The sequence below is a fragment of the Actinophytocola algeriensis genome, assembly GCF_014203735.1.
GTDB lineage: Bacteria > Actinomycetota > Actinomycetes > Mycobacteriales > Pseudonocardiaceae > Actinophytocola > Actinophytocola algeriensis.
In genome coordinates, this window is the sequence record NZ_JACHJQ010000002.1 from 508,834 (window position 1) to 533,361 (window position 24,528).

The window sequence follows — 24,528 nt, forward strand, 5'->3', positions numbered from 1 at the left end:
TGCAGACGACGGACCGTCGGATTGTCACGAACTCGGGGAATTCAGGTGATTTCCCGCCGGGCCCGTTCCTCGGCGACCATCACCGGGTCGAGCACGATGCCCTGTTCCGCCGCCTGCGCCCATCTGGCCTGCGCGTCCGCCGGGCGGCCTGCGACGAACGCCACGTTGCCGAGGCCGGTCCCGGCCCGCACCGCCTCGAACGTGCTCCCGCTGCGCTCGCAGCTCTCCAGCGCGGCCAGATAGGACGCGTGCGCCGCCGCGAGCCTGCCCGCGCAGAAATGGGCCCACCCGAGGCAGTTGTGGGTCATGGTGATGTCGAGGTCCAGGCCCATGGCGACGAACGTGGTGAGCGCCTCCCCCGCGCGGGTGACCGCGGTGTCCTGCTCGCCCATGGCGGTCTCGACGAGTGCCATGCCGCGCAGCGTGATCGCCGCGTTCCGCTCCGCCCCCTCGGCCCGGTAGAAGTCGAGCGCGGTGGCGAGGTTCGCCAGGGCCGACCGGTGGTCGCCGCGGTAGTGCTCGACCCACGCGTAGTTCGCCAGCGTCGTGTTGACGCCGTGCCGGTCTGCCAGCTCCCGGAACCGGGCGAGCGCCTGCTGGTAGTACTCCTCGGCACCCGCGAGGTCACCGCGGTCGATGGTCGCCACCCCGAGGTTGTTCAGCGTGACCGCCTGCGCCCACACGTCCCCCGACGCGTCGGCGGCGGCGAGCGCGATCCGCTGGCTGTCGATCCACGGGTCCCACAGCTTGGCCAGGAAGAAGAAGCTGCGCAGCGAGAACGCCAGCTGCCAGCAGTACACGTGCGACCCCAGCTCGAACGCGACCCGGCACAACGCGACGAGGTTGCGCCACTCCGCGCGGAACCAGGCGATGGCGGCGTCGGTGTCCGGATGCGTCCGCACCGGCCCCTGCTGGCCGGTGAACGTCACGTCCCTGCGGTACCGCGTGGGCGCGAGCAGCCGGTCCGCCGCGTCCGCGGCACGCAGTTCCGCCTCGACGAGCCGCGTGACGGCCGCGGTCCGCACGTCGGGGTCGATCTCGGCGGCGACCTCGGTGGCGGCGAAGCTGCGCAGCAGGTCGTGCCAGTGGTAGCGCCCGGACGCGGACTGGAAGATCAGGTGCCCGTCCCGCAGCTTCGCCAGCAGCCGCTCGGCCGCGAGGACCGGCAGGCCGGCGAGCACGGCGGCCGCGGGCAGGTCGAGGTCGGCGCCGGGGTGGGCGGTGAGCAGCCCGAGGAGCGTCCGCTGGTCGGCCGGCATGGTCGAGGAGGACACGCGGAACGCGGCGGCGACGCTGCGTTCGCCGTCGTCCAGCTCCTGCAGCCGATCCGCCTCGGCACCGAGGCGCGCACCGAGATCGGCGAGCCGCCACGACGGGTTGGCGAGCAGCCGCGCCGCCGCGACCCGGATCGCCAGCGGCAGGCGGCCGCACAGGTCGACCACGTCCGCGAGCGCGTCCTCGTCGTCGGCGCGTTCCCGCAGCAGGGAGCGCAGCAGTTCCGCACCGTCCTCGGCGGCCAGCAGCCCGAGGGGCACGTGGTGCGCGTCGTCGAGCGCGGCGAGGCGGTGCCTGCTGGTGACGAGCACCCGGCACTTCTCCTCCGCGGGCAGCAGCGGCAGCACCTGGCGAGCGCTCTCGGCGTTGTCGAGGACCACCAGCACCGCGCGCCCCCGCAGCCGGTCCCGGTACATGCCCGCCCGGTCGTCGACGTCCGGCGGCACGGCCTCGCCCGGCACGCCGAGCAGCCGCAGCAGCCGGTCGAGTGCCGCTTCGGGCGGCACCGGCGGCACGTCGGGGGTGTGCCCGTGCAGGTCCATGAACAGGACGCCGTCGGGGTACGCGGCCTCGACCCGCCTGCCGCACCACACGGCGAGCGCGGTCTTCCCCACGCCCGCCATGCCGGTGACCACACAGGTGCCCGCGTCGCCACGCAGTGCCGCGAGCACGGTCGCCACCTCCTCGGCCCGCCCGGTGAAGTGCGAGGTCACCGCCGGCAGCCCGAAGGAGGTCCTGGTGCTGCCGTCCGACCGGGTGGCGCGCCTGCGGCCGCCCGCGTCGGACAGCAGCGCGGTCAGCGCACCGCCGGTCCGCAGCACCTCGTCGCACAGCGCGGCGAGCGACGGGTTCGGCAGCGAGGTGCCGTTCTCGACCTTGCTGAGATAGCCCTTCGAGTAGTGCACGCGCTCCGCGAGCGCCCCCAGCGAGATCCCGGCATCCTGCCGCAGCCTGCGGAGCTCACCCCCGAACGTGGCACTCCCAGCCATGCCGAACCTCCCGCGCGTCGCCACGATTATGACGGCGAACCCCATGTTCAACCGGCGAGTGCGACCCCGAGGACCACCCCGACCACCGCGAGCCAGAACGCCACCCTGAGCAATGTCCGCAACGAGATGAAGACAGTCATCCGCAACTCCGTTCTCCTGTGTCACACCAGAAGAGTGCGGCCGAGGGGACGGTGATACAACGCGTTGCCCGTTTCCACCTTCGCCGTCGGCACGGGGAAACTACCCGGCACGAGTCCGCCGGATCCGGACGCCGAGGAGCACCCCGAGGACGGCCGTCGTCGCGGTCAGCACACCGATCGCCAGCGCCCACGGCCCCAGGCCGTGGGACCACAGCCAGTCGTCCGGCAGGCCGCCGCCGGTGCCCGTCAGGTCGACCGTGCCCGCCCCGGCCGCGTACCCCCAGCGGGCGGGGAACAGCCACGACAGCTCCGCCAGCACCACCCGCCCGGTGACCGGGACCATGCCGCCGCACAGCACCAGCTGGGCCATCACGGTCACCACGAGCACCGGCATGGCCTGCTCCGCCGACCGGACCAGCGCCGACCCGAGCAGCCCAAGCAGGCACGACGCGAGCGCGGTCGCCCACACCGCCACCAGCAGCTCGGCCGTCGGACCCGGCAGCAGGACACCGTCGGACGGCCCGGGTTTGACCGCCACCAGCACGGCCACCAGCAACGCCGCCTGCACGGCGCAGACCACCGCGAACACCAGCACCTTCGCGCAGGCGTAGGCAGCGGGCAGCACCCCGGCTGCCCGTTCCCGCAGGAGGATGTCGCGCTCGCCGATCACCTCACGCGCACCCGCCGCACCGCCCATGAACGCCGCGCCGACGAACACCAGCACGAGGATCTGCCCCGCCTCCACCGCTTCGAAGGCGTTCGCGTTGCGCAGTCCCGCGGTGCCGGGCACGGCCAGTGCGAGCAACCCGAGCAGCACCGGGAGCGCGGTGAGGAACGCCGCGTACCCGCGATCGGCGACGATGAGCCTGGCGTGGCGCCCGCACAGCACCCCGGTCTGCCGCGCCACCGCATGACCACCGGGTGGCGCGGGCATCGCACGCCGGGTGGGACGCGGCGTGGCCGCGCTCTCCGGGCGGATCGGGTCCGGGCCGGCGGTGACCCCCGACGCGACCATCGCGAACACGTCGGCCCAGTCGTTCGTGCCGAAGCGGTCGGTCAGCCTGCCAGGCGGGCCGTGGTAGACCGGGATGCCGCCCGGTGCGAGCACGACGACGGTGTCGCACTGGTCGAGGCTCGCGACGTTGTGCGTCACCACCACGACGGCCCGGCCCGCGTCCGCGATGTTCCGCAGGGTCGTCATCAGCTGCCGGTCCAGCGCCGGGTCCAGTCCCGACGTCGGTTCGTCGAGCATCAGCAACGACGGCGAGGTCAGGAGCTCGAGCGCCACCGACACCCGTTTCCGCTGGCCGCCGGACAACCGCGCGACCCGGGTGCCGGCGTGCTCGGTCAGCCCGAGCTCGGCAAGCGTCGCGTCGACGATGTCGCGGCGCGCCGCGGGCCCCGTGTCACCCGGCAGCCGCAGCATGGCCGAGTAGCGCAGCGCCTGCCGCGCGGTGAGCAGCCGGTGCACGAGGTCGTCCTGCGGCACCAGGCCGATCCGCCCGCGCACGGCCGCGTACTCGTCGTGCAGGTCGTATCCGTCGTAGTGCACGGCGCCCGTGTCGGGCCGCAGCGCGCCGGTCAGCACCTTCAACAGGGTCGACTTGCCCGCGCCGGACGGGCCGACGATCGCGACCAGCTCACTCGGCCGCACCGTCAGGTCGACGCCCGCGAGCAGCACACGGCCGTTCGGCAGCGTGTACCGGACGTCGTCGGCGACCAGGGTGGCGTCCGACGTGCCGGCAGGCATGAGCCCGTCGCCCGCGACGACGAGGTCGGTGCCGCCGAAGGTGAGGCGGTCGCCGTCGGTCACCACGGCCTCGCCCGCCACGAGCACCCCGTTGACGACCACCCCGTTGCGGCTGCCGAGGTCGCGGAGCAGCCACCCGTCCGCGCGCCGGTCGAGCCGGGCGTGGTGCCGGGAGACGCGGACGTCGTTGACGACGACGTCGTTGTCCGCGGCCCGGCCCACGGTCAGCACGTCCGGCCTGCCGACGTGCCGGGCAGGCGGTGGATCCAGTGCCAGTTCGACGGTCTGCCCGTCGGCGGCGTCGGCCAGCCGGATCGTCAGCCGGTCGTGCACCGGGCTGCGGTGCAGCCGCTCGCGGTCGATCCACGAACCGTGCGCGCTGCCGGTGTCGCGCACGATCCACCCGTCGTGGTACCCGATCCGCAGGTGCCTGCGCGACACCCTCGGGTCGTCGAGCTGGACGTCGCACTCGTCGTCGCGTCCGATGAGGACTGTCGAGTCCGGACCGAACCGCCACGAGCGCGCCCCCAGCCGCACCACCAGTTCCGGTGCCCTGTCCCGCATCGGGTCAGCCCGTCGGGGTGGTGGTCTCGGTGGGCATCTCCCCGGGAAGCCCGAACAGGGTCGGCTCACCGAGCACGATGATCCCGGTGTCCCAGCACCCGACGTCCTGCACGGTGCTCCACTGGATCTTCAGCCGGAGCACGCCGCTGAGGTCGAGATCGATCGGGATCGGCGTGCCCAGGACGACGGTTTCGCTGAACACGGGCCGGTTGTCCGCGAAGATCTCCAGCTGGACCGCGGCCTCCGCGTGCTCGGAGGTGTCGTCGAGCGCCGTGGTCGCGGTGAGCTGCCGGAACCCCTTCGCGAGGTTGTACTCGACCTCACCGGAGCTGCCGCAGCCGTCAACCTCGGCGTTGAGGCTGTGCAGGTAGGTCTTGCCCGCCAAGGACGACGCGCCGGTGCCGTCGCCGTACCAGTTCCCGCTGACCGGCAGGAGTTCGTCCAGGTACACCTGCATGGCGTCGCGGGCGACCGTCAGCGTGATCCGCCCGTCCAGGTCCTCCCCGGCCGCGGGTACCTGCTCCACCACCGTGCCCGCTTCGGCGCCCTGCTGGATGGAGTCCACGATCTCGACGTCCACAGTGGACGGAAGCTGGTCCTGCGCCTCGGCGATGGTCATGCCGACCAGGTCCGGCGCGGTGGTCAGCGCCGCCTCCGTGGTGGCCGTGGTCGGCGCCACCGTCCCCTCGGCGTCATCGGCCACGGGCTCCGCCGTGCCCTGCTGTCCACCCCGGTCCGCACCCACCTCGCCCACGGGCCGCAGCGCGGCGTAGGCCACGCCACCACCGACCAGCGCGAGCACCAGCACCGCGACGAGTGCCCACACCTTGCCGCGCTTGCGTTTCGCGGGTGGCGCCGCCACCGGACCCAGCGGCCGACCTGGCGGTCGCGCCGGGACGATGCCCATCTGGGTGGACAGCTGTCCCTGCGCCGGTGCCGGCGCGGGCGGCGAGGTCAGCCGTTGCGCGACGGGGTGGTCGAGCAGCTGCGGCGCGAGCGCGTCGAGCAGCGTCGCCACCTGCTGGGCGGACTGCGGCCTGCCGCGCGGGCTCTTCCTGAGCAGCCAGCTGATCACGTCCCACAGGTCGTCCGGGATGCCCTGCGGCCTGCCCGGTTCCTGCTCGGCGTGCTGGCGGATCACGGCGAGCATCGAGCCGCCCGCGAACGGGGTGACACCACAGCACAGCTCGTACAGGACGATGCCGAGCGAGTACAGGTCGGCGGCCGGGGTCGCTTCGAGCCCCTCGGCCAGTTCGGGCGCCACGTACTGCGGGGTGCCCGCGAGCAGCGAGCTGCGCCCGATGTCGGACCCGCTGACCAGCCGCGAGATCCCGAAGTCGGTGAGCCGCGGCGTCGTCCCGGCCATCAGGATGTTCTCCGGCTTGACGTCCCGGTGCACGACTCCGGCGGCGTGCACGGCCGCGAGCGCGGACGCGACGCTCGCGCCGATCCGCGCGACCTCGGACGGCAGCAGCGGCCCGGACCGGGTGAGGTGACCCCGGAGGTCGCCGCCGCGGACGAGGTCCATCACGATCGCGACGGTCTCGCCCTCGACGACGAGATCGTGCACGCCGACCAGGTTCGGGTGCCGCAATCCGACGAGGATCGACCTTTCCTGCAAAAACCGGGCGACGACGTCCGGATTTCCCGTCAGGTCGCTGCGCAGCACCTTGAACGCGAACTCCTGCCCCTCCGGGTCGGCACCGGCGTACACCTGCCCCATCGCCCCGCTGCCCAGCGATTCCCCCAGCCTGTAACGACTTCCGAGCGCGCGTTCCATGTGTTTCCCTCTTCGTGGCTCGAAGCTGTCTGTCGCGCTTACCGTCAGCAAACGGCCCGGCATTGTTTCCAAGCCGACGGGAATAGCCGGGAAGTTGTCCTTATTCTGTCTTCTTCCGGCCGCCGAAGAACTGGTCCACAACAGACATCACCTGCAGCACCGGGTACGGGAGGCGCACGATTCCCTGTGCCGTGGTTGCCTTGACGGACAGGTCGACGTTCAGGCCGAGCCCGCTGCGCAGGGCCCGCGCCGCCTCGTTGACGAGCGTGGTGGCTCGCCTGCCGTCACCGGTCATCGCGTACGCGATGCCGAGGTCCAGCTGCGTCTCCAGCGTCTCGGGGTGGAACCGGCCGAGCGCCACCGCCTGTTCCGGCAGCAGTGCGGCCAGCACGTCCCGCTGGCGCGTGAACTCCTTCAGCTGCCCGTGTGCCTGCGCGATCCCGAAGCGGAGCCGGAAGAGCAGGCGGTGCGCGCCGAGCCGGTCGCGGACGAGCGCCTCGGTCTCCGCGAGGGCGCGCAGCGCCTCGTGCGGTTTGCCCAGCGCGATCAGTGCCCGGTCGGCACGCACGCGGGCGGCGAGCGCGATCACGCTGTCCGGTCCCCACCGGCCGCGGTACTCGGCCGCGAGGTCCCGCAGCGCCTCCTCGGACCGCTGCCAGTCGGCGGGTCTCCCGTCCAGTTCGGTCAGGTCGAGCGTGAGGAACGCCTCCGCCCACACGCTTTCCGCCTCCAGGCACGTGGCGTGCGCGTGTCTGCCCTCGTCCCGGAAGCGCTGCCTGACTTCGTCAGCGAGCTGTCTCGCGCCGCGTGCGTCCCCGGTCAGCTGCCGCAGCCGGGCCAGTTCGAGCGTCGCCGAGGGTGCCAGCTCGTCCCGCATGGGGCCGGGTGGCGCGGCGCGCAACTCCGTGACGGCCGGTGCGACGATCGCGAGCGCGTCCTTGATCCCGCCACGCAGTGCGATCGCCGACGCGAGCGCCAGCTGCGTGCGCACCCGGTCCTCCGCCCCGGTTTCGGTGCCGAGCCAGGCGGGCGGCTTCGCGATCAGGTCCGTCCAGTAGGCGGCGTCGGCCGCGACGTGTTCACCGCTCTGGTCGAGTGCCTGTGCGAGGAGGAGCCTGGCGCGGTGGCGGGCGCGCTCGTCGCCGGTCGTCTCGGCGCGGGCCAACGCCTGCCGCGCGTGCCGTTCGGCATCCTCGGGGCGACCGCACGCCAGCTCGATCCTGGCCGCGGTCACGAGGTCCGTCACGGAGGCACCGCCGGACACGGCGAGGAGCGCGGACAGGACCGGGAGCGCCGCGACGGGGTCGCCGTTCGCCTCGGCGACCGCGACGACGTGCCGCAGCAGGCGTTGCCGGGCACCGGTCGGCACGGCCGGGTTCTCCCCGAGCTTCCGCGCGTGCGCGCCAAGGTGCGGGTCCACGCCGGACAGCCGCGGCACGAGCGCCGCGGCGACCTCGGCGGGCACCGTGTCGTCGACGGGGAGCACGCCACTGCTGACGAGCGCGTGCACCGACCACGACGTGCCGACCACGTGCAGCAGGCCCCGCTCCACGAGCTGGGCGACGTCGTGGGGAGCGGCCGAGGCGACCGCGGGAGGAAATGGCAGCGGCGCCAGCACCGCGGCGGCCCGCAGCACGTTCCGCGCGCCGGGTACCAGGGACGCGAGCTCGCGGCGGACCGCGTCGTCCGCCTCGGCGGGCACGGCGTCGAGGAGGTCCGAGGTGAGCGGACCCGCGCGGAACCGCACGGCGTTGGCGGCCATCCGGACCGTCAGCGGGTGACCGCCGCAGCGCGCCACGAAACCGGCGACCGCGGCCCGCTCCTCCTCGCCCGTCGCCCCGAAGAGCCCCGCCGCCTCGTCCGCGTCGAGCCCCGGGAGGGCGACCTCGGTGAGGTCGCCGTGCGGGCTCACCGCGCGGCCGGTGAGGATCGCACGCACGTCACGCGCGGGGATCACCAGCTGTCCCAGTACGTCCTCCGGCAAGGCGGCAGGCACGTCGTCGACGATCCACAGCACCCGCCGCCCGGCCAGCTCGGCGGCGACCATCGCGCGCAACCGGTCCGGCTCGACCCCGTCGGTCGGCAGCAGCAGCGTGTCCCTGGCGATGGTCCGCAGCTGGTCGGTGAACTGCCCGACGACGTCTGCCGGTTCGCCAGGCGCCAGCGCGATCCAGAAGACACCGCCGGGGTAGGCGTCGCGGTACAGGTAGGCGTAGCGGGCGGCGACGGAGGTCTTGCCGCCACCGGGCAGGCTCGTGACCACGACCGTCCGCGCCGGTGACGGCTCGTGCACACCGGGGTGGTCCGTCGCGTGGAGCGCGGAGTGGATCTCCCACATCTGCGGGTACCGCCCGGCCACGGTCCGCTGCGACAGCGCCTGTTCCGGCAGCCGCGCAAGGTCGACCGGGTGCGGCGGCGCGCCGAACGGGCCGCGCACGGCCGCGACCTGTTCCGCGACCCGCGCCGCGATCCGGTCCACGGCGTCGTCGTCGCGCGGCACGGCGGCGTACCTGGCGTCCGCCAGCTCGACGGGTCGCACGTGGCCGGGCTCCCCCGGCTCCGGGTTGACCACGAGGACCCGGCGCCGGGGGTCGCCTTCGCGCTGGGCGGCGACGAACGCGGCCGTCAGCTCCCACTGGCACGCGTACCGCCGCGGGTACTCCTTCGTGTAGTACGCGAGCAGCACCTTCGACCCGGCGAGCGCGGCGACGAGTTCCTTGGTGATGCCACGGAAGTCGTCGATCCGCACGTCGCGGAACACCCGCAGGCCGCGCCGCGCCAGTGCGCGCTGGAGCCGTGCGCACTGCCGCTCCGCGCCGGGCGACGTGCGGGTGAAGCTCAGGAAGACGTCGTAGGTCTCGGTCGGCGCCGCGTGGAGTTCCTCGTCCGGTGTCGTCACGTGCCCTGTCCTCAGTAGACGGTCGCCGTGGTGGCCATGGCGTCGAACACCCAGCGGGCGGACGACCACTCCGTGTCGGGCGCCGACAGGTAGATGACGTAACCCAGCCCATTCTGCCGCCAGTACCGCCCGAACGCGTGCCGCGTGACGCCGTCCTTGACGAACGTGAACTCCCAGTCGACCGCGGCCTGGCCGAGGAAGTACGTCTCCGCGAGCCGGATGCGCTGGTACCCGTTCCGCACGTTCGGGTTGCCGCTCTCCCCGTTCTGGATCTCGGTCAGCAGCGGCACGGACGGCGGTGTGCTCGCCCCGAACCGCACGAACGTCCGGTCGTCGCCCGGGGCGGCGGCCTGCTGGTTGGCGGCCGATGGCGAGCCGCCAACCACCCAGCCCGCCGGGATCGACAGGGCCAGCCCGCCGGGACCGGACACCGTGTACAGGTCGTGTCCCGGTTCGTCCGCGGTGGCGGGCGGGTCGCCAGTTGTCGGCGGCGTCCGGTCCGGGGTGCCGGTGGCCGGCGGGTCCGCGTCGGGCTGGTCCGCCGAGCCGTCGCCCCAGCCGAAGCCGCTGCCGCCAGGGATCAGCGCCTGCCGGCCGAGCACGTGCCCGCACAGCTCGGCGATCGCCGCGGTGGCGGCCATGAGTTCGAGGCCGTCGGTCGAGTCCGAGTCCGAGATCGCCTCGAGCGCCTCGGCGTCCGGCCCGAGGCTGGGCGTCCCGTCGTAGCGGTCCGCGACGTCCGCGAGCGCGCCGGCCTGGATGAAAAGGAGGTTGTCGATGAATCCGTCGGCCGCGAGATATCGCTCACCCAGCTCGTCGAACTCCGCGCACACCTCGTTCTTCGTGGTGGGCCCGAACAACGAGCAGCCCGGGGCGAGCACCCCGATCGCCACCGTGCACGCCGCGACGGCAAACCTGCGCACCATGTCGGGACTCCCCTGCTCGACACCGTTTGCAGCAAGGTCGCACGGCGCGGCAGGGCTGATACGGGAAATTCCGGCGGACGGCGCGTTTGTCCACGATCTGGCAAGTTTCCCGGCCGGGGAAATACCGGGAAACAATGCCCGGCGGAAATCGGCGAGTGCGCCGGTCAGTCCTTCCCGGACTCGGCGACGCGAGCGTGGAGGCGGGTGCGGATCTCCTCCGGTGTGTAGGCGCGACGCTTGCGCTCCGCGCGCGCGACCGCGACTCCGGTCGCGGCGACCCCGGCGAGTCCGGCCAAACCGACGATCTTCCACCAGCGCACGGGCCTAGGCTACCTCCCGTGGCCGTATCACTTGACGAGGCAGTCGAACTCACCCGCACCGGGGACGTGTGGCTGTTCCGCGGCAGCACGGCGGCCGACCGCACCATCCGGCTGACCACCAACAGCCCGGTCAACCACGTCGGCATGGCCGTCGTGATCGAGGACCTGCCGCCGCTGATGTGGCACGCCGAGCTGGGCCGCTCCCTGCGCGACATGTGGACCGGTGCCCACCACCGCGGCGTGCAGCTGCACGACCTGCGCGAGGCCGTCGTCCAGTGGACCACCCGGTACCGGCAGCAGGCGTGGCTGCGGCAGCTCGAGCCGCCGGCGGACCGGACCATGGAGGACGCGGCGCTGCGTGCCGTCGCCCGGCTCGACGGCACACCGTTCCCGTCGACCGCGCGCCTGTTGTCCCGGTGGCTGGTCGGCCGCGCACCGATCCCGCGCACCCCGGCCTCCGACGCGACGCTCGAGACCGCGTACTGCGCGGAGGTCGTGGCACTCACCTACCAGGAGATGGGCCTGCTCCCGGCGAAGCGCCGCGCCAACTGGTACGACCCGGGCCGCTTCTGGAGCGGCGACGACCTCGAACTCGAGCAGGGTGCCCGCCTCGGCACCGAGATCGCCGTCCGGTAGTTTCACGAAAATTTCGGAATGCACCGCTCGGACTACAAAGCCTCGAGCGGCCCAACTTTCCTTTTCACGGTCACCGGAACTTTCCGATAATGTTCCGGAAATCCGGCATTGACATGACTTCCCCGGCGCACGCACAATCGTTGAAGCTGTCGCCGATCGCGATCGACTCGTCGCTCAGTGTTGCGCGAAAACCTGTGGTCTCACCTCCAGGAAACGAGCAGTCATGATCAGGAAATCCCTGCGTTCCACCGCAAGAAAGGCCTTGGTGCTCGCTGCCGCGGGCGCCACCGGCCTGGCCGGCGTGGTCGTCCTGTCCGGGACGGCCGTCGCCGCGACCACGCTCGGGGCCTCGGCCGCCGAGTCCGGCCGGTACTTCGGTACGGCCGTCGCCGCGAACCGGCTGAGTGAGACGGACTACGTCGGCGTGCTCAACGCCGAGTTCAACTCCGTCACGCCGGAGAACGAGATGAAGTGGGACGCGCTCGAGCCGAGCCGCGGTTCGTTCACCTTCGCCAACGCGGACCGCATCGTCACCCAGGCCCGCGGCCGCGGCGTGAGCGTGCGCGGGCACACGCTGGTGTGGCACCAGCAGTTGCCCGGCTGGGTCGGCGGCCTCGACACGACCAACCTCCGCTCGGCGATGACCAACCACATCAACCAGGTCATGGGGCACTGGCGCGGCCAGATCCACTCCTGGGACGTGGTGAACGAGGCCTTCGAGGAGAACGGCACCCGCCGCCAGTCGGCGTTCCAGCAGCGGCTCGGCAACGGCTACATCGAGGAGGCCTTCCGCGCCGCCCGCGCCGCCGACGCGAACGCGAAGCTCTGCTACAACGACTACAACACCGACGGCCAGAACGCGAAGAGCAACGCGGTCTTCGCGATGGTGCAGGACTTCAAGTCCCGCGGCGTGCCGATCGACTGCGTCGGCTTCCAGTCGCACTTCAACGCACAGTCCCCGGTGCCGTCCGACTACCGGGCGAACCTGCAGCGCTTCGCGAACCTCGGCGTCGACGTGCAGATCACCGAGCTGGACATCGAGGGCTCCGGCACCGCCCAGGCGAACAACTACCGCACGGTCACCGAGACCTGCCTCGCCATCTCCCGCTGCACCGGCATCACCGTCTGGGGCGTCACCGACAAGTACTCGTGGCGGCCGAACGGCACCCCGTTGCTGTTCGACGGCAACTACGACAAGAAGCCCGCGTACACCGCGGTGCTGACCGCGCTCAACGGCGGGACCACGCCGCCGGACGACCCGCCACCGACCGGCGACGGCTGCACCGCGACCGTCTCGACCAACCAGTGGCAGGGCGGCTTCGTCGGCACCGTGCGGGTCACCGCGGGCGCCACGGCCGTCAGCCGGTGGACGGTCGCGATCACGCTGCCCTCCGGCGCGGTCGTCGTGAACTCCTGGAATGCGAACCGCAGCGCGAACTCGGGCGCGATCCAGTTCGCCAACGCCGCCCACAACGGCAGCATCGCCCCTGGCCAGTACGCCGAGTTCGGCTACCAGGGCACCGGCACCGGTACCGGAGTGACGCCGACCTGTACGGCGTCCTGACCGGGGGCGACCGCGGCGCGTGGGTGGACCTGCCGCCACCCGCGCGCCGCGGCGTGCCCCGTGTCACGGCCCGACCCCGGAATGCCACCCGTCACGACGCGGTTGTGCGAACCAAAGGAGAACGCCGGTTCTCCGAGGTCTGGCAAGGAGCGCGTCATGCCGTACATCACCGTCGGGACCGAGAACGACACGAACATCGACCTCTACTACGAGGACCACGGCAGCGGGCAGCCCGTCGTCCTGATCCACGGCTATCCCCTCGACGGCCACTCGTGGGAGAAGCAGAGCGCCGCGCTGCTCGACGCCGGGTACCGCGTCGTCACCTACGACCGCCGCGGCTTCGGCCAGTCCAGCCAGCCCACCACCGGCTACGACTACGACACGTTCGCGCAGGACCTCAAGGTCGTCCTCGACACGCTGGACCTGAACGACGTGGTCCTGGTCGGCTTCTCGATGGGCACCGGCGAGGTCGGCCGCTACCTCGGCACCCACGGCTCGGCCCGCGTCGCGAAGGCCGCGTTCCTCGCCTCGCTGGAGCCGTTCCTGCTCAAGACCGACGACAACCCGGCCGGTGTGCCGCAGGAGGTCTTCGACGGCATCCTCGCCGCGGTGAAGGCGGACCGGTACGCGTACTTCACCGAGTTCTACAAGGCGTTCTACAACACCGACGAGAACCTGGGGACGCGGCTGTCCGAAGAGGCGCTGCGCAACAGCTGGAACGTCGCCGCAGGCGCTTCCTGGTTCGCCTCGTCGGCCGCCGTGCCCACGTGGATCACCGACTTCCGCGCCGACATCCCCAAGGTCGACGTGCCGACGCTGATCCTGCACGGAACGGCGGACAACATCCTGCCGATCGACTCGACGGCCCGCGAGTTCCGCAAGCTGCTCCCGAACGCGACCTACGTCGAGGTCGAGGGCGCTCCGCACGGTCTGCTGTGGACGCACGCCGACGAGGTGAACGCGGCTCTGCTGTCCTTCCTGAAGGGCTGAGGTTCCTGAAAGTGACGCCCGTCCGGCCTTGTCACGGCCGGACGGGCGTCCTGTCGTGCTCAGCTGGTGAAGTTGACGTCACTGCAGAAGTAGTACGACTGGTCCAAGTGGCTTGCCTGCCAGATGGTGTACACGATGTGACGGCCGGTGCGGCTGCCCGCGTTCACCGGGATCACCGTGTTGTTCTGAGGTGGCGTCCTCCCGACCGACGCCACCAGTTCCAGGTCCGACCACTTCAGCGACTGGGTTATCGGGTTGAATCCCTGTTTCGTGATGTAAACCCGGTAGTAGTCACCGCCGTGCAAGGCCTGGTCGTACACGTTGACCGTGAAGTTCCTCGGTTTGTTCACCGCCTTCCAGTCGCCGACGGCGTCCATCGCGGCGTATCTGCCGTTCTGGGTGCGGCCCGCGGAACACAGCTGGCCGTCGGGGATGGCGGCCTGGTGGTTGCCCGCGACGTTCTCGCGGTACAGGCCGTTCCAGTTCCACATGGCGTTCGTGTCGGCCTGCCAGGCCTGCCAGCACATCGGGTCCTCGGTCGCCATGGCCGGGTTCTGGAAGTCGGCGCCCCAGCGGTCCCAGCAACCGTAGTTGCGCGACGGTGGGTCGGTCGCGTTGCCGTGGGCGGTCGCGGACGGCACAGCTCCGCCGACCATCATCACGGCGGCGGCCGCCAGCACTGCCGCGGCCCGGAGTCGTTTCGGCATGTCTTCTCCTTCTCACTCAGGGCGTGCGCGTCACAGCGGCGGGTACGCGTTGGCCATCAGCTCCTGGAACTGGGCGGAGAACCAGTGCCCGGACAGCGGGGCGTCCGGCAGCGAACCGGGCGGGTTGTTGCCGTTGAGGGGATTGCCCTCGTAGGTGGGGTCGCACATCCGGTCGAAGCCCTTGCCCTCCTCGTTCGGGATCTCCTCGCTGGCACCGTCGGACTCGCCGGGCGGCTTCATCCACACGTACGCGTCGATGCCCGACGCGGGTGCCGCCGCCGGCCGCTCACCCAGTCCGGCACCGGACTGGTTGCACCAGTTCCCCGGGTGGATGCGCCGGTCGATCCGGCCGCCGTTCACGTACTCGTCCACGTTCGTCCGCGGACCGGGACCGGTCGGGCGGGCACTGCCGCCCCAGCCGTTGCGCGAGGTGTCGATGAGCATGCCGACGCCCGAGTCGAACCCGGCCTGCACGAGCCGCTGCCGGAACGCCTGCGCGAAGGTCAGCTCGTCGACGTAGCGGTTCCAGTCGACCCACTTCGACTGGCGCACGGACGTGCCGTTCACCGAGTCGTCGATGGTGAAGTGCGGCTCGCGGGTCGGCGAGTAGTTCGCCGTGTTGGTGATGAACCCGTGCACGTTGGCCGGAGTGCTGCCCTCGGCCCTGGCCGCCTCGGCGAACAGCTCTGCCGACGCGCCGAAGTTGTCGTCCCACCCGATCCAGCCGTGGTGAGCGGAGTCGAGGTAGTTGTAGACGTTCTCGATGGCGCCGAACTTGGACAGCGCGTATCCGATGCCCTTGACGTAGTTGCCGTTCTGCTTCATCACGTCGCACGCGGGCACGGCGGTCGGCCTGCCGCTGGTGTTGGTGACCAGGTTCGGCAGCGAGTCGATCTCGACGACCGTGAGGATCCGCAGGTCCGCGTACGCCGGGTCGGCGAGGATCGCCGCGATCGGGTCGATGAACTCCGACTTGTACCTCGGCAGTTCGTCTGGGCCCAGCTCACCGTTGGAGGCCAGCGCGGCGCAGTCGCGGCCGGGCAGGTCGTAGACGACGAGCTGGATCACGAGCGGCTGGCCACCGGACTGGGACACGGCCTCGTCGAGGTGGTCGCGCAGGCCCATGCCGCCGTTCACGCCCTCGATGGCCGCGATGCGGTCGAGCCACACCCCGGTCGGCTGGTTCGCGATCCGGTCGCCGCCCGGCTCGGCGGCGGCCTTCGCGGACCACTCGGGGTTCACGTACACCCGGGCACCGGAGTAGGGGTTGTCGACCCGAGGAGCGGGCGCGGCGGACGAGGCGGGCGCACCGGTGAACAACGACACCGACGCGAGCGCCACAGCGGCGGCAACACCGCCCATCAGCCCTTTTCGAGGAGTGCCTCGCACAGAGGCAGAACGCATGATGACTCCTTTGTCATGTGATTTCGGGGAGAATTTGGGAACGCTCCCAGCATGGGACTGTAACGAGGCTTTCCGCGACCGTGAAGGCCGTTGGACCGTCCGTGGCGCCCCGTCGCGACGGACGGTGATTTTCCTGGCTGGTAAGACCTTCGGTCACTGCTCCGTTCAGGAGCCGTTCAGTGCGCAACGCGTACGGTACGACCGGATCGCGCGCCGTTGCGGCCGTTCGCCCGGCCGGATTGGGCCGATTGTGCGAACTTCGTGAATTTGTTGCCGAATGAAAATATCGGCGGACACCCGGTGGCGTCCGCCGATATTTCCGTGACCGTTTTTCAGGAAGTGGCGAGTTCGTACGCGCGCTGCGGCACGAACTGGCCCGCTCCCGCGATGCAGCCGTCGGCCTCGCCGGGCAGCTTCACCCACAGGAACGCGTCGATCTGCCCGTCACCGCTGCTGGTGGTGCTCGGCGTCCCGATGCGCCTGCCCGGCGGGTCGCACCACTCGCTGCCCGCCGGCCCGTTGCCGTTGCGGCTGGTGTCCACGACCGCGCGCAGCCGCCCGTCGCCCAGGTTCGAGAGGACCGACTTGGCGAAGGTGACCTCGCTGGCCGTGGTGCGGTAGTTCGACACGTTCGTCGAGATGCCGTCGGCGCTGGCCGAGATGTCCGCGGCCCGCAGGCGCGCGGCGGCCTCACCCGGGGCGAGCCACGCCGAGTGTCCGATGTCGAAGTACACCTTGGCCTGCGAAGATCCCGACTTGAGCCGCTTCCCGGCGTACGCCATCGACGCGCTGGTCTCGGCCTGCTGGCTCGCGTTCTGGCAGTTGGTCATGAGCGGCAGGACGTCGGGTTCCAGCACGATGTACGCCGGGCGGCCTGCGAGCCCGGCGGCCACCTCGTCGACCCACGCCCGGTAGGCGGAGTGCGACGGCGCACCGCCGGAGCTGGCGCCACCGCAGTCCCGGTTGGGGACGTTGTAGACGACCATGATCGGGATCTTGCCCTCGGCCGCCGCGGCGCCGACGTACGCGTCGACCTGCCCGCGCACGGTGCTGGTGTTGGTCGTGGTGAACCACCGCGCGGCCGGCACGGCGGCGATCCGGTCGCGGATGACCGCGGTCCTGCTGTCGTTGGGGTTGGCGGCGACCCAGCGCGCCGCGTTCGTCTGCGGGTCGGTGTAGAACCCCGACGGCGCGGCCTGCGCCGGCCCGGGGCTCGCGGGGACCACGGCGAGTGCGGCGATCGCCACCACCCACGTTTTGAGTGAGTACTGCCTGAGCACCATCCATACCTCCGGAGAGAAATCCGAGCAGATCAGGATGGGAGCGTTCCCAAATAAAACCGCTTCCTCAGTGTGCTTGGTCCGCCACGGCCCGTCAAGTCGCCACCGCATGGGAAGGCTCCCAGTATCATGTCGGAATGCGGGAGTGTGCGGGGTGAGTGAAGTCAGAAGGTCACGGGCGAGCGGGCGCCCAACCCTCGAACAGGTGGCGATAGAGGCGAACGTGTCACGCGGGACGGCGTCGCGCGTGGTGAACGGCTCACTCGAGGTGAGCCCGTGGGCGCTCAAGGCGGTACAGGACGCGATCCGCAAGCTCGGGTACGTCCCCAACCAGGCGGCACGCAGCCTGGTGACACGCCGGTCCGACACGGTGCTCCTGGTCGTGTCCGAGTCGGAGGACCGCGTGTTCGGCGAGCCGTTCTTCGTGAACCTCGTGCGCGGCCTGAGCCAGGAGCTGTCGAGCACGCCCCTGCAGCTCAACCTCATGATGGCCAACACGGCACGCCAGCACGGCAAGGTCGAGCAGCAGGTCCGCAACGGCCACGTGGACGGCGTGATCCTGATTTCGCTGCACGGCGACGACCCCTTGCCGACGAACATCGTGGCCGCGGGCGCCCCGGTGGCGCTGAACGGCAGGCCGATGTCCGACATCGGGGCCGTGCCGTACGTGGACGCGGACAACGAGTCGGGCGCGAGGACGGCGGTGGAGTACCTGTACCGGCAGGGCCGCCGCAGGATAGCGACGATCACCGGGCCCCAGGACATGGCGGCGGGCATCGACCGCCTCGCGGGCTACCGAGCCGCACTACGCGGCAAACGCGGGGTGACCCGCCTGGTCGCGGCGGGCGACTTCGGCCAGGCCAGCGGCGAGGCGGCGACCAGGGAGCTACTGGCGAAGGACCCGGAGCTGGACGCGGTGTTCGCGGCGAGCGACCTGATGGCCGCGGGCGCCATGAAGGCACTACGAGCAGCAGGCCGCCGAGTCCCGGACGACGTGGCGGTGATCGGCTTCGACGACTCCGACCTGGCCCGCAACACCGACCCCATGCTGACCAGCGTGAGCCAGCCGATCCAGCAGATGGGCAGGGAGCTGGCGAAGCTGCTGATCACCCAGTTGAGGGACCCGGAGGCGAAGCTGAGCCCGGTGATCCTGCCGACCGAACTGGTCTGCCGGGAGTCAGCCTGAGAGGTCGGGGTAGAGGGTGACCTGCGGTTTGCCCTCCGCCCAGGCGAGAGACCCGACCCCGTACACCTCGGCGAACACCAGCTCGGCACAGTCGGGCACACGGGCGAGCAGATCGGCCACCCCATCGTTGTGCGCTACGGCAGCAGCCTCGTCGACGTACTCCTCGATCACGATGTAGGCACCCTCACCCGCGGAGAACCACCGATAGGTGAGGGTGCCAGGCTCACCGACCGCACGAGCGGCAAGCGCCAGAGCGACCTCCTCGAACTCGGCCTGCCTACCCTCGATGGCGGAGAACCGCCCACGCACGAAGATGCTCACAACCCATTCCAGCACCACAAGCCCAAGAACAACTGCTGAACCGGCCGATGGTCAGCCGAGAGCCGCGGTCAGCGCCGGATACCACGCCGACGAGATCTTCTGGTCGCCCGACGCGTTCGGGTGCACGCCGTCGTAGGTGTCGCTCGCCGTGGAGAACCCGGTCCACTGATCCACGACGACCACCGGCGACCGCGCCGTGCTCACCGAAGCGGCCCACGCCGGGATCGCGGCGTTGAGGTCGGAGACCCGGGCACCGCACTCCGCGCACCCGGCCGGGTTCATCGGCAGGATCTGCGCCACCAGCACCGACACCTCGGGGTTCTGCGCCCGCATCTGCCCGACCAGCGTGGTGTACGCCGCGAGGATCGACGACGTCGGCCGGTTGCTCCACACGTCATTGGTCCCGAAGTGCATCACCACCACGTCCGGGTCCGAGGCCGCGAGCCAGGCGGGCAACTGGTTCCGCGCCGCGACATCGGTCACCAGCACACCCGGATGACCCTCGTGCTCACCGTCGTAGTCGAACCCGCACCCCTGCGGCGACTGCGTACCGACGAAGTCGATGTCGGTGTACCCGTTGTCGCGCAACCGGTTCCCCAGCAACGCCCGCCAGCACCCCGGCGAGCTGGTGATCGAGTCACCCAGCGCCATGATCCGCGCCGGCCCGGCAGCCGCCACCCGCTCGAACGACACCGTGAACAACCGCCCGGGCAGGTCGTTCACCACGTACAGCTCACCACGCGCGTCAGCACCGAACGACGTGACCTGGATCGGGAACTCCCCGATCGTGCCGGTGGAGTAGGTGCCGTCGGCGTTGGGGCGGATCGCCCACGCGGTGTTGGAACAGTAGTCGGTGGCGACGTACGTGCCGTCCATGAGCGAGGCGTACTCCGACCCGCGATACACGTGTCCGCCGATCACCGCACAGCCCGCCACCGACGACTGGTACTCGAACACGGGGTCGGTGTACTCGGTGCCCGCCACGCAGCGTTCCTGGAGAAACACCGAGGTGCCCTCGCGACAGGACCAGCCGAGGTTCGCGCCGCCGTCGTCCCGCCCGAGGTGGTCGATCTCCTCGCGGGTGCCCTGGCCGACGTCACCGAGCCACAGTGAACCGTCAGCCCGGTCGAACGAGAACCGCCACGCGTTGCGCACGCCGGTCACCCAGATCTCCGGCCGCGCGCCAGGCACCCCGACGTACGGGTTGTCGGGCGGCACGCAGTACGACCGCCCTTCGCACGACCGGCTGACGTCCAGCCGCACCACCTTGCCGAGCAGCGTGGACAAACTCTGCCCCGAGGCGAAGGGATCACCGGCGCCACCGCCGTCCCCGAGCACCCAGTACAGGTACCCGTCCGGTCCGAACGCGACGTGCCCACCGTTGTGGTTGCTGTACTCCGCGTGCGACTGCGTCAGCACCACCTGCTCACGCGCCGGGTCGCCGAGCGGCACGCGGGACAGCGTGAGCGTGCCGGAAGGCAGTGCCGTGTAAGCGACGTAGACCACCGACGTCTGCGCGAAGTCCGGTGCGGGGGCGAGCCCGAGCAGCCCACGCTCGTTCCCGGACACGTCCACCCGGGAACGCAGGTCCAGCACCGGGTCGGGCGCGAGACCGGTGGACGGGTGGTACTCGCGAACCGTGCCTTCCTTCTCGGTGATCAGCAACCGGCCATCCGGCACGCCGGTGACGGTGGTCGGCCGCTTCAGCCCGGACGCGACCTGGGTCGTGGCGACGGTGACGTCCTCGAACGGCACCGCCGCCGGTGCCGCCGCCGGTGCCGCCGCCAGTGCCGCGGCCGCTGTGGACGACGTCGTCAACGTGGACAGACCGAGCACGGTGACGAGCGCGGCGCCAAGCAGCCGAGGCATCGCCGGGCTCCTCTCACGCATTCGTGCAAACCTGTCCGTTGACCTTGAACGCGGCCGGGGGCGTGTGTGTACCGGTCTTGCTCGCGTTGAAGCCGAGCGTCACCGAGGCACCCGGCGCGACCCGCGTGTTCCACGCGACGTTCTCGGCGCGCACGGCCCGGTCCGTCTGGGTCCACGTGGCGCTCCACCCGTGCTGGATCCGTTCCCCGCCGGAGAACGCGAACTCCAGCCGCCACGCGTCCCACGCCGAGGTGCCCGTGTTCGTCATCGTCAGCTGGGCGGTCATGCCGGTCTGCCACGTCGACGCCGTGTACGCGACCTTGCACCCGGAAGGAACCGCGGACGGCACCGAGTGCTCGGCCACCCAGTTCGACAGCCACGCCAACGCCGAGTTCCAGTTGACCGTGACCTCGTTCAACGAGTACGCCTCGATGTGATCGACCCAGCACCGCTGCGGAGCACAGCCCGGCAGCAACCGCGCCGCGATCGGGTCCTGCAGCGCACTGTTCGGCCCCCCGGACAACGCACCGGCCGGGGCGGTCGGCAGTGACGGGTCGAGCTGGTTGGCCCAGTGCCGGTGGTGCACGTTCCGCACCGGCTGGTCACCCCAGCCCGCCACGTACGAGTGGTCCACCGGGTTCCGCCCGAGCAGGTAGTCCATCGCGGCGAAGGCGCCGTCCCGGTACTTCGCGGCACCGGTCAGGTCGTGCGCGAGGCCCAGCACCACACCGTTGTTGGCGACGAGCCCGTTCGAACCCCACTCGTACCCGCCGTCCGCGGTCCGGTACGGCGCCGGATGCCCCATGCCCGCCATGTTCGCGAGGTGCGCGTCCGCCGTCGACAACAGCGCAGCACGGACCGCGTCGGCCGGCAGGTCACGCGGCACGAGCAGCAACGTCACGTCCCCGAGCGCACCGGTCGCGGCCCAGTCGAACCCGTGCACGTTGAAGCTCTTCCCGCCGTACAGCGCAGATCCGGTCACGTCCGCGCGGTACTCACCCGTGGTCGCGAACAGCTCGGCGGCGGCCCAGTAGAACTCGTCGGTCACCGTCGAGTCGCTGTACGCGCCACCACCGGTGCCGTCGTTCGGGTCGGCGAGCCGGCTCGGGTTGGCCTTCGCCGCCGCGTACGCCTTCTTCGCCACGGCGAGGGTGCGCGCGGAGAACTCGGCGTCGTAGGGCGCCCACAACCGCGACGCCTGCGCGGCGACGGCCGCGAGGTTCAGCGTCGCCGCCGTGCTCGGTGCCGACAGGCGACGCGGCTGTGCGTCCTCGTGCGGCAGCGTCGGCAGACCGGTCCACTGCTCGTCGTGGATCTTGTGGTGCGCCATGCCCGCGAGCGGCTGCCCGTCGGGGACCTGCATGCTCAGCAGGAACTCGACCTCCCACCGAGCCTCGTCCAGCACGTCCGGCACACCGTTGGACTGCTCGGGGATGGCGAGCGTGCCGTCACCCATGGCCGCCTCGTCACCGATCAGCGCGGCGCGTTCATAGCTGTTCTGCAGCTGCCACGCGGAGATACCGCCGTTCACGACGTACTTGCCGTGGTCGCCCGCGTCGTACCAGCCGCCGCGCACGTCGAGCGTGTACCCGCAGTTCAGGTCCGCCCGGCACGGCACGTCGTCGTCACCGCGGTTCGGCGCCACGTTCACGTGCCCGGCGGGCCGCGCGTACTCCTCCCCCACGTACTGCGCCTCGATCGGCGTGCCGCTGCGCTGGTGGTAGAAGAACGCGAGCGAGTCGTACCGGAGATCCGACATGGCGGTCGCGGAGATGTCGAACGGGTGGCTCACCACGTCGCCGACGGTCAGCGTGTAGCCGCTGCCCTCCCGGTCGTAGGACGAGAAGTCGATGGTGTGGACGTTCTCGTCCGACGCCGCGTCGTGTCCCTTCGGAACGGTCTGGCCGGTGGCGACGGACGTGCCCGCGCTGTCGCGCAGGGTCCACGGCAGCGGGGTGGTCGAGTCGGTCGCGAAGCTCGCCTGCTTGGGCACCCCCGGCACGTAGCCGACCTGGTTCACCCGCAGCGGCGGGGCCGGTTCCAGTCCCGGCGGCGGCAGCACACCGCCGACCACCGACACGTTGTCCACGCACACGGTGTTGTCGAACGACTGGCCACCGAACCAGAACGCGAACTGGCCGTTGCCGGCCGTTGGGAAGTCCAATGTGGACTCGAAGGTGAACGTGAAGGTCTGCTTCACGGGCGTGACGGTCACGTCGGTGCGCGCGATCTGCCGGTACGGTGCGACGGCCTCGCCCGCCACCGCGGAGATCGGCTGCTCGACGGTGGCGCGTGCGTCGAAGCTCAGCGTGTACGACTGGCCGGCCTCGTAGGGCACGCCGTTCTGACCGGAGAGCGCGTCGTACCCGTTGGCGGTGCCGCCGGTGACGGCGACGCAGTACTCCCCGCCGGTCACCGAGCCACTCGTGTTCGCGCCGGTCCACCACGGATCGCTGCCCGCCGAGAAGTCGCCGTTCACGATCCGCTCGTACTCGGCGGCGGGTGCGGAGGCCGCCGCAGGTGCTCCCGGAGCGGCCGCGACGAGCGCGAGTACGGCGGCAGGCAGCAGTGCACGCCGCCAGTTCTTGATCACCACGTCGTGATCCTTTCGGAGTCCGATTCTTGGGAGCGCTCCCACAATCTAACCCCACACCTCGCGACTGGGAAGAGTTTGCTGCTCTGTTCGACGGATCGCGCCGCAAGTTCCGCCCACAGCGCTGCAAGCTCTGCTCAGACCGTCACAGAGAATGACGTGGTCCCGGAACTTTCTCACTCGTTTGGCCTCGTTCGCCGGGTGTCGGACCCGCGCTATGGTGCCGGGACTGGGAGCGCTCCCAGTGCTGTCAGAAAGAAGGCACCATGAGACGCAGAAAGGCAATGACCGCGGTCCTGGCCGTCGTCACCATGATGGTGGCAGGCCTCGTGACCGCGACACTGAACGCACAACCGGCTTCGGCACACGGCGCGATGATGAAACCGGGCAGCAGGACGTTCCTGTGCTGGCAGGACGGGCTGTCGCCGCAGGGCAACATCGTGCCGAAGAACTCGGCATGCAAGGGAGCTGTCGCCCAGAGCGGGGACAACTCGCTGTACAACTGGTTCTCCGTGCTCCGCTCGGACGGCGCTGGCCGCACCGAGGGGTTCATCCCGGACGGGCAGCTGTGCTCGGGCGGCAACCCGAGCTTCTCCGGGTACGACCGCGTGGGGAACTGGCCGGAGACCCACCTGACGGCGGGTGCGTCGTTCAACTTCTCCTACAACGCGTGGGCCGCCCACCCTGGCTGGTTCTACCTGTACGTGACCAAGGACGGGTACGACCCGAGCCGGGCGCTGCGCTGGGACGACCTCGAGGACCAGCCCTTCCTCACGGTCGACCATCCGCAGGTGACCGGAGGCGTCGGCAGCATCGAGGGCCAGTACAAGTGGACGGGCAACTTCCCGACCGGGAAGTCGGGCAAGCACGTCATCTACTCGGTGTGGAAGCGGTCCGACAGCACGGAGACCTTCTACGGTTGCTCGGACGTCGTGTTCGACGGCGGCAACGGTGAGGTCACCGGGGTCGGTGAGGTCGACGACCCGGATCCCGACCCGGGCGACCCGCCGGCGGGCAACTGCATGGCGCACTACAACGTCACGAGCACGTGGAACGGTGGCTACCAGGCCGACGTGGTCGTGATGAACCACGGCTCGACGCCGCTGTCCGGCTGGACCGTCAAGTGGACGCTCCCGTCCGGGCAGACGCTCAACAGCGTCTGGAACGGCACGCTCACCCAGAGCGGGTCGGCGGTGTCCGTGCGGAGCGTGGACTGGAACGCGCAGGTACCCGCGAACGGCGAACGCTCGTTCGGGTTGTCCGCCAACTCGCCGGGGACGAGCCCGGCGCATCCGATGGACCTCACCTGCACGAGCCCGTAAGCACACCGGCACC

The 24,528-nt window shown here is 70.9% G+C and carries 17 protein-coding genes; 5 read left to right on the plus strand and 12 right to left on the minus strand.

Features of this window, described 5'->3' with window-relative positions; translation table 11 throughout:
• Positions 1 to 41 precede the first annotated feature (41 nt).
• From FHR82_RS08550 to FHR82_RS08575, 6 genes are all read right to left on the minus strand, one after another.
• Positions 42 to 2,264, minus strand: coding sequence for a helix-turn-helix domain-containing protein (locus FHR82_RS08550; protein ID WP_184809736.1), 2,223 nt, complete (start codon positions 2,262 to 2,264; stop codon positions 42 to 44).
• 240 nt (positions 2,265 to 2,504) lie between these two features.
• A complete protein-coding gene (locus FHR82_RS08555; RefSeq protein WP_184809737.1) occupies positions 2,505 to 4,718 on the minus strand; it encodes an FHA domain-containing protein in 2,214 nt (737 codons plus the stop codon).
• Between the two features lie 4 nt (positions 4,719 to 4,722).
• Entirely contained in the window at positions 4,723 to 6,561 is a 1,839-nt protein-coding gene (locus tag FHR82_RS08560) for a protein kinase domain-containing protein (RefSeq protein ID WP_311770967.1), read from the minus strand.
• Between the two features lie 37 nt (positions 6,562 to 6,598).
• Entirely contained in the window at positions 6,599 to 9,397 is a 2,799-nt protein-coding gene (locus FHR82_RS08565; protein ID WP_184809739.1) for a TIR domain-containing protein, read from the minus strand.
• An 11-nt stretch (positions 9,398 to 9,408) separates the two neighbouring features.
• Positions 9,409 to 10,323 carry a serine/threonine kinase C-terminal domain-containing protein gene (locus FHR82_RS08570; RefSeq protein ID WP_184809740.1) on the minus strand — a complete coding sequence of 305 codons (915 nt, stop codon included), beginning with the start codon at positions 10,321 to 10,323 and terminating at the stop codon, positions 9,409 to 9,411.
• Between the two features lie 164 nt (positions 10,324 to 10,487).
• Positions 10,488 to 10,643, minus strand: coding sequence for a hypothetical protein (locus tag FHR82_RS08575; RefSeq protein ID WP_184809741.1), 156 nt, complete (start codon positions 10,641 to 10,643; stop codon positions 10,488 to 10,490).
• An 18-nt stretch (positions 10,644 to 10,661) separates the two neighbouring features.
• Here FHR82_RS08575 and FHR82_RS08580 point away from each other — a divergent pair, with 18 nt between their 5' ends.
• The 3 genes from FHR82_RS08580 (at position 10,662) to FHR82_RS08590 (ending at position 13,833) form a co-directional block, all read left to right on the plus strand.
• Complete coding sequence (locus tag FHR82_RS08580) at positions 10,662 to 11,279, plus strand: hypothetical protein (RefSeq protein ID WP_184809742.1); 618 nt, start codon at positions 10,662 to 10,664, stop codon at positions 11,277 to 11,279.
• 223 nt (positions 11,280 to 11,502) lie between these two features.
• Positions 11,503 to 12,843: a glycoside hydrolase family 10 protein gene (locus FHR82_RS08585; protein WP_184809743.1), complete on the plus strand. Its 1,341-nt coding sequence runs from the start codon at positions 11,503 to 11,505 to the stop codon at positions 12,841 to 12,843.
• A gap of 156 nt (positions 12,844 to 12,999) precedes the next feature.
• Entirely contained in the window at positions 13,000 to 13,833 is an 834-nt protein-coding gene (locus FHR82_RS08590) for an alpha/beta fold hydrolase (protein WP_184809744.1), read from the plus strand.
• 59 nt (positions 13,834 to 13,892) lie between these two features.
• Here FHR82_RS08590 and FHR82_RS08595 read toward each other — a convergent pair whose 3' ends face one another.
• The 3 genes from FHR82_RS08595 to FHR82_RS08605 all read right to left on the minus strand — a co-directional run bounded on the left by FHR82_RS08595 (position 13,893) and on the right by FHR82_RS08605 (position 17,227).
• Positions 13,893 to 14,540, minus strand: coding sequence for a lytic polysaccharide monooxygenase auxiliary activity family 9 protein (locus FHR82_RS08595; RefSeq protein WP_184809745.1), 648 nt, complete (start codon positions 14,538 to 14,540; stop codon positions 13,893 to 13,895).
• A 30-nt stretch (positions 14,541 to 14,570) separates the two neighbouring features.
• Positions 14,571 to 15,944: a glycoside hydrolase family 6 protein gene (locus FHR82_RS08600; protein ID WP_184809746.1), complete on the minus strand. Its 1,374-nt coding sequence runs from the start codon at positions 15,942 to 15,944 to the stop codon at positions 14,571 to 14,573.
• A gap of 332 nt (positions 15,945 to 16,276) precedes the next feature.
• Positions 16,277 to 17,227 (minus strand): glycoside hydrolase family 6 protein, encoded by a 951-nt coding sequence (locus tag FHR82_RS08605; RefSeq protein ID WP_184809747.1) that lies wholly within the window; start codon positions 17,225 to 17,227, stop codon positions 16,277 to 16,279.
• Between the two features lie 202 nt (positions 17,228 to 17,429).
• Between FHR82_RS08605 and FHR82_RS08610 the strand changes: the two genes are divergently transcribed.
• The gene (locus tag FHR82_RS08610) at positions 17,430 to 18,410 is read left to right on the plus strand and encodes a LacI family DNA-binding transcriptional regulator (RefSeq protein WP_311770968.1); all 981 of its coding nucleotides are present in this window, start codon (positions 17,430 to 17,432) and stop codon (positions 18,408 to 18,410) included.
• Here FHR82_RS08610 and FHR82_RS08615 read toward each other — a convergent pair.
• The 3 genes from FHR82_RS08615 to FHR82_RS08625 are packed head-to-tail and all read right to left on the minus strand — an operon-like array spanning position 18,402 to position 23,196.
• A complete protein-coding gene (locus tag FHR82_RS08615; RefSeq protein ID WP_184809749.1) occupies positions 18,402 to 18,731 on the minus strand; it encodes an antibiotic biosynthesis monooxygenase family protein in 330 nt (109 codons plus the stop codon). The genes FHR82_RS08610 and FHR82_RS08615 overlap by 9 nt on opposite strands.
• 51 nt (positions 18,732 to 18,782) lie before the next feature.
• Complete coding sequence (locus FHR82_RS45165; RefSeq protein ID WP_225943804.1) at positions 18,783 to 20,600, minus strand: PQQ-dependent sugar dehydrogenase; 1,818 nt, start codon at positions 20,598 to 20,600, stop codon at positions 18,783 to 18,785.
• 13 nt (positions 20,601 to 20,613) lie between these two features.
• Positions 20,614 to 23,196: a glycoside hydrolase family 9 protein gene (locus FHR82_RS08625; RefSeq protein WP_311770969.1), complete on the minus strand. Its 2,583-nt coding sequence runs from the start codon at positions 23,194 to 23,196 to the stop codon at positions 20,614 to 20,616.
• A gap of 263 nt (positions 23,197 to 23,459) precedes the next feature.
• Between FHR82_RS08625 and FHR82_RS08630 the strand changes: the two genes are divergently transcribed.
• A complete protein-coding gene (locus FHR82_RS08630; RefSeq protein WP_225943803.1) occupies positions 23,460 to 24,515 on the plus strand; it encodes a lytic polysaccharide monooxygenase auxiliary activity family 9 protein in 1,056 nt (351 codons plus the stop codon).
• Positions 24,516 to 24,528 lie beyond the last annotated feature (13 nt).

Bases quoted from the DNA above. Each gene is read 5' to 3' on its own strand.
- FHR82_RS08585 (WP_184809743.1), top strand. From the start codon at position 11,503: ATGATCAGGAAATCCCTGCGTTCCACCGCAAGAAAGGCCTTGGTGCTC.
- FHR82_RS08590 (WP_184809744.1), top strand. From the start codon at position 13,000: ATGCCGTACATCACCGTCGGGACCGAGAACGACACGAACATCGACCTC.
- FHR82_RS08630 (WP_225943803.1), top strand. From the start codon at position 23,460: ATGAGACGCAGAAAGGCAATGACCGCGGTCCTGGCCGTCGTCACCATG.
- FHR82_RS08595 (WP_184809745.1), bottom strand. From the start codon at position 14,540: ATGCCGAAACGACTCCGGGCCGCGGCAGTGCTGGCGGCCGCCGCCGTG.
- FHR82_RS08555 (WP_184809737.1), bottom strand. From the start codon at position 4,718: ATGCGGGACAGGGCACCGGAACTGGTGGTGCGGCTGGGGGCGCGCTCG.
- FHR82_RS08570 (WP_184809740.1), bottom strand. From the start codon at position 10,323: ATGGTGCGCAGGTTTGCCGTCGCGGCGTGCACGGTGGCGATCGGGGTG.
- FHR82_RS08605 (WP_184809747.1), bottom strand. From the start codon at position 17,227: ATGGTGCTCAGGCAGTACTCACTCAAAACGTGGGTGGTGGCGATCGCC.
- FHR82_RS08550 (WP_184809736.1), bottom strand. From the start codon at position 2,264: ATGGCTGGGAGTGCCACGTTCGGGGGTGAGCTCCGCAGGCTGCGGCAG.
- FHR82_RS08560 (WP_311770967.1), bottom strand. From the start codon at position 6,561: ATGCCGGGCCGTTTGCTGACGGTAAGCGCGACAGACAGCTTCGAGCCA.
- FHR82_RS45165 (WP_225943804.1), bottom strand. From the start codon at position 20,600: ATGCCTCGGCTGCTTGGCGCCGCGCTCGTCACCGTGCTCGGTCTGTCC.
- FHR82_RS08600 (WP_184809746.1), bottom strand. From the start codon at position 15,944: ATGCGTTCTGCCTCTGTGCGAGGCACTCCTCGAAAAGGGCTGATGGGC.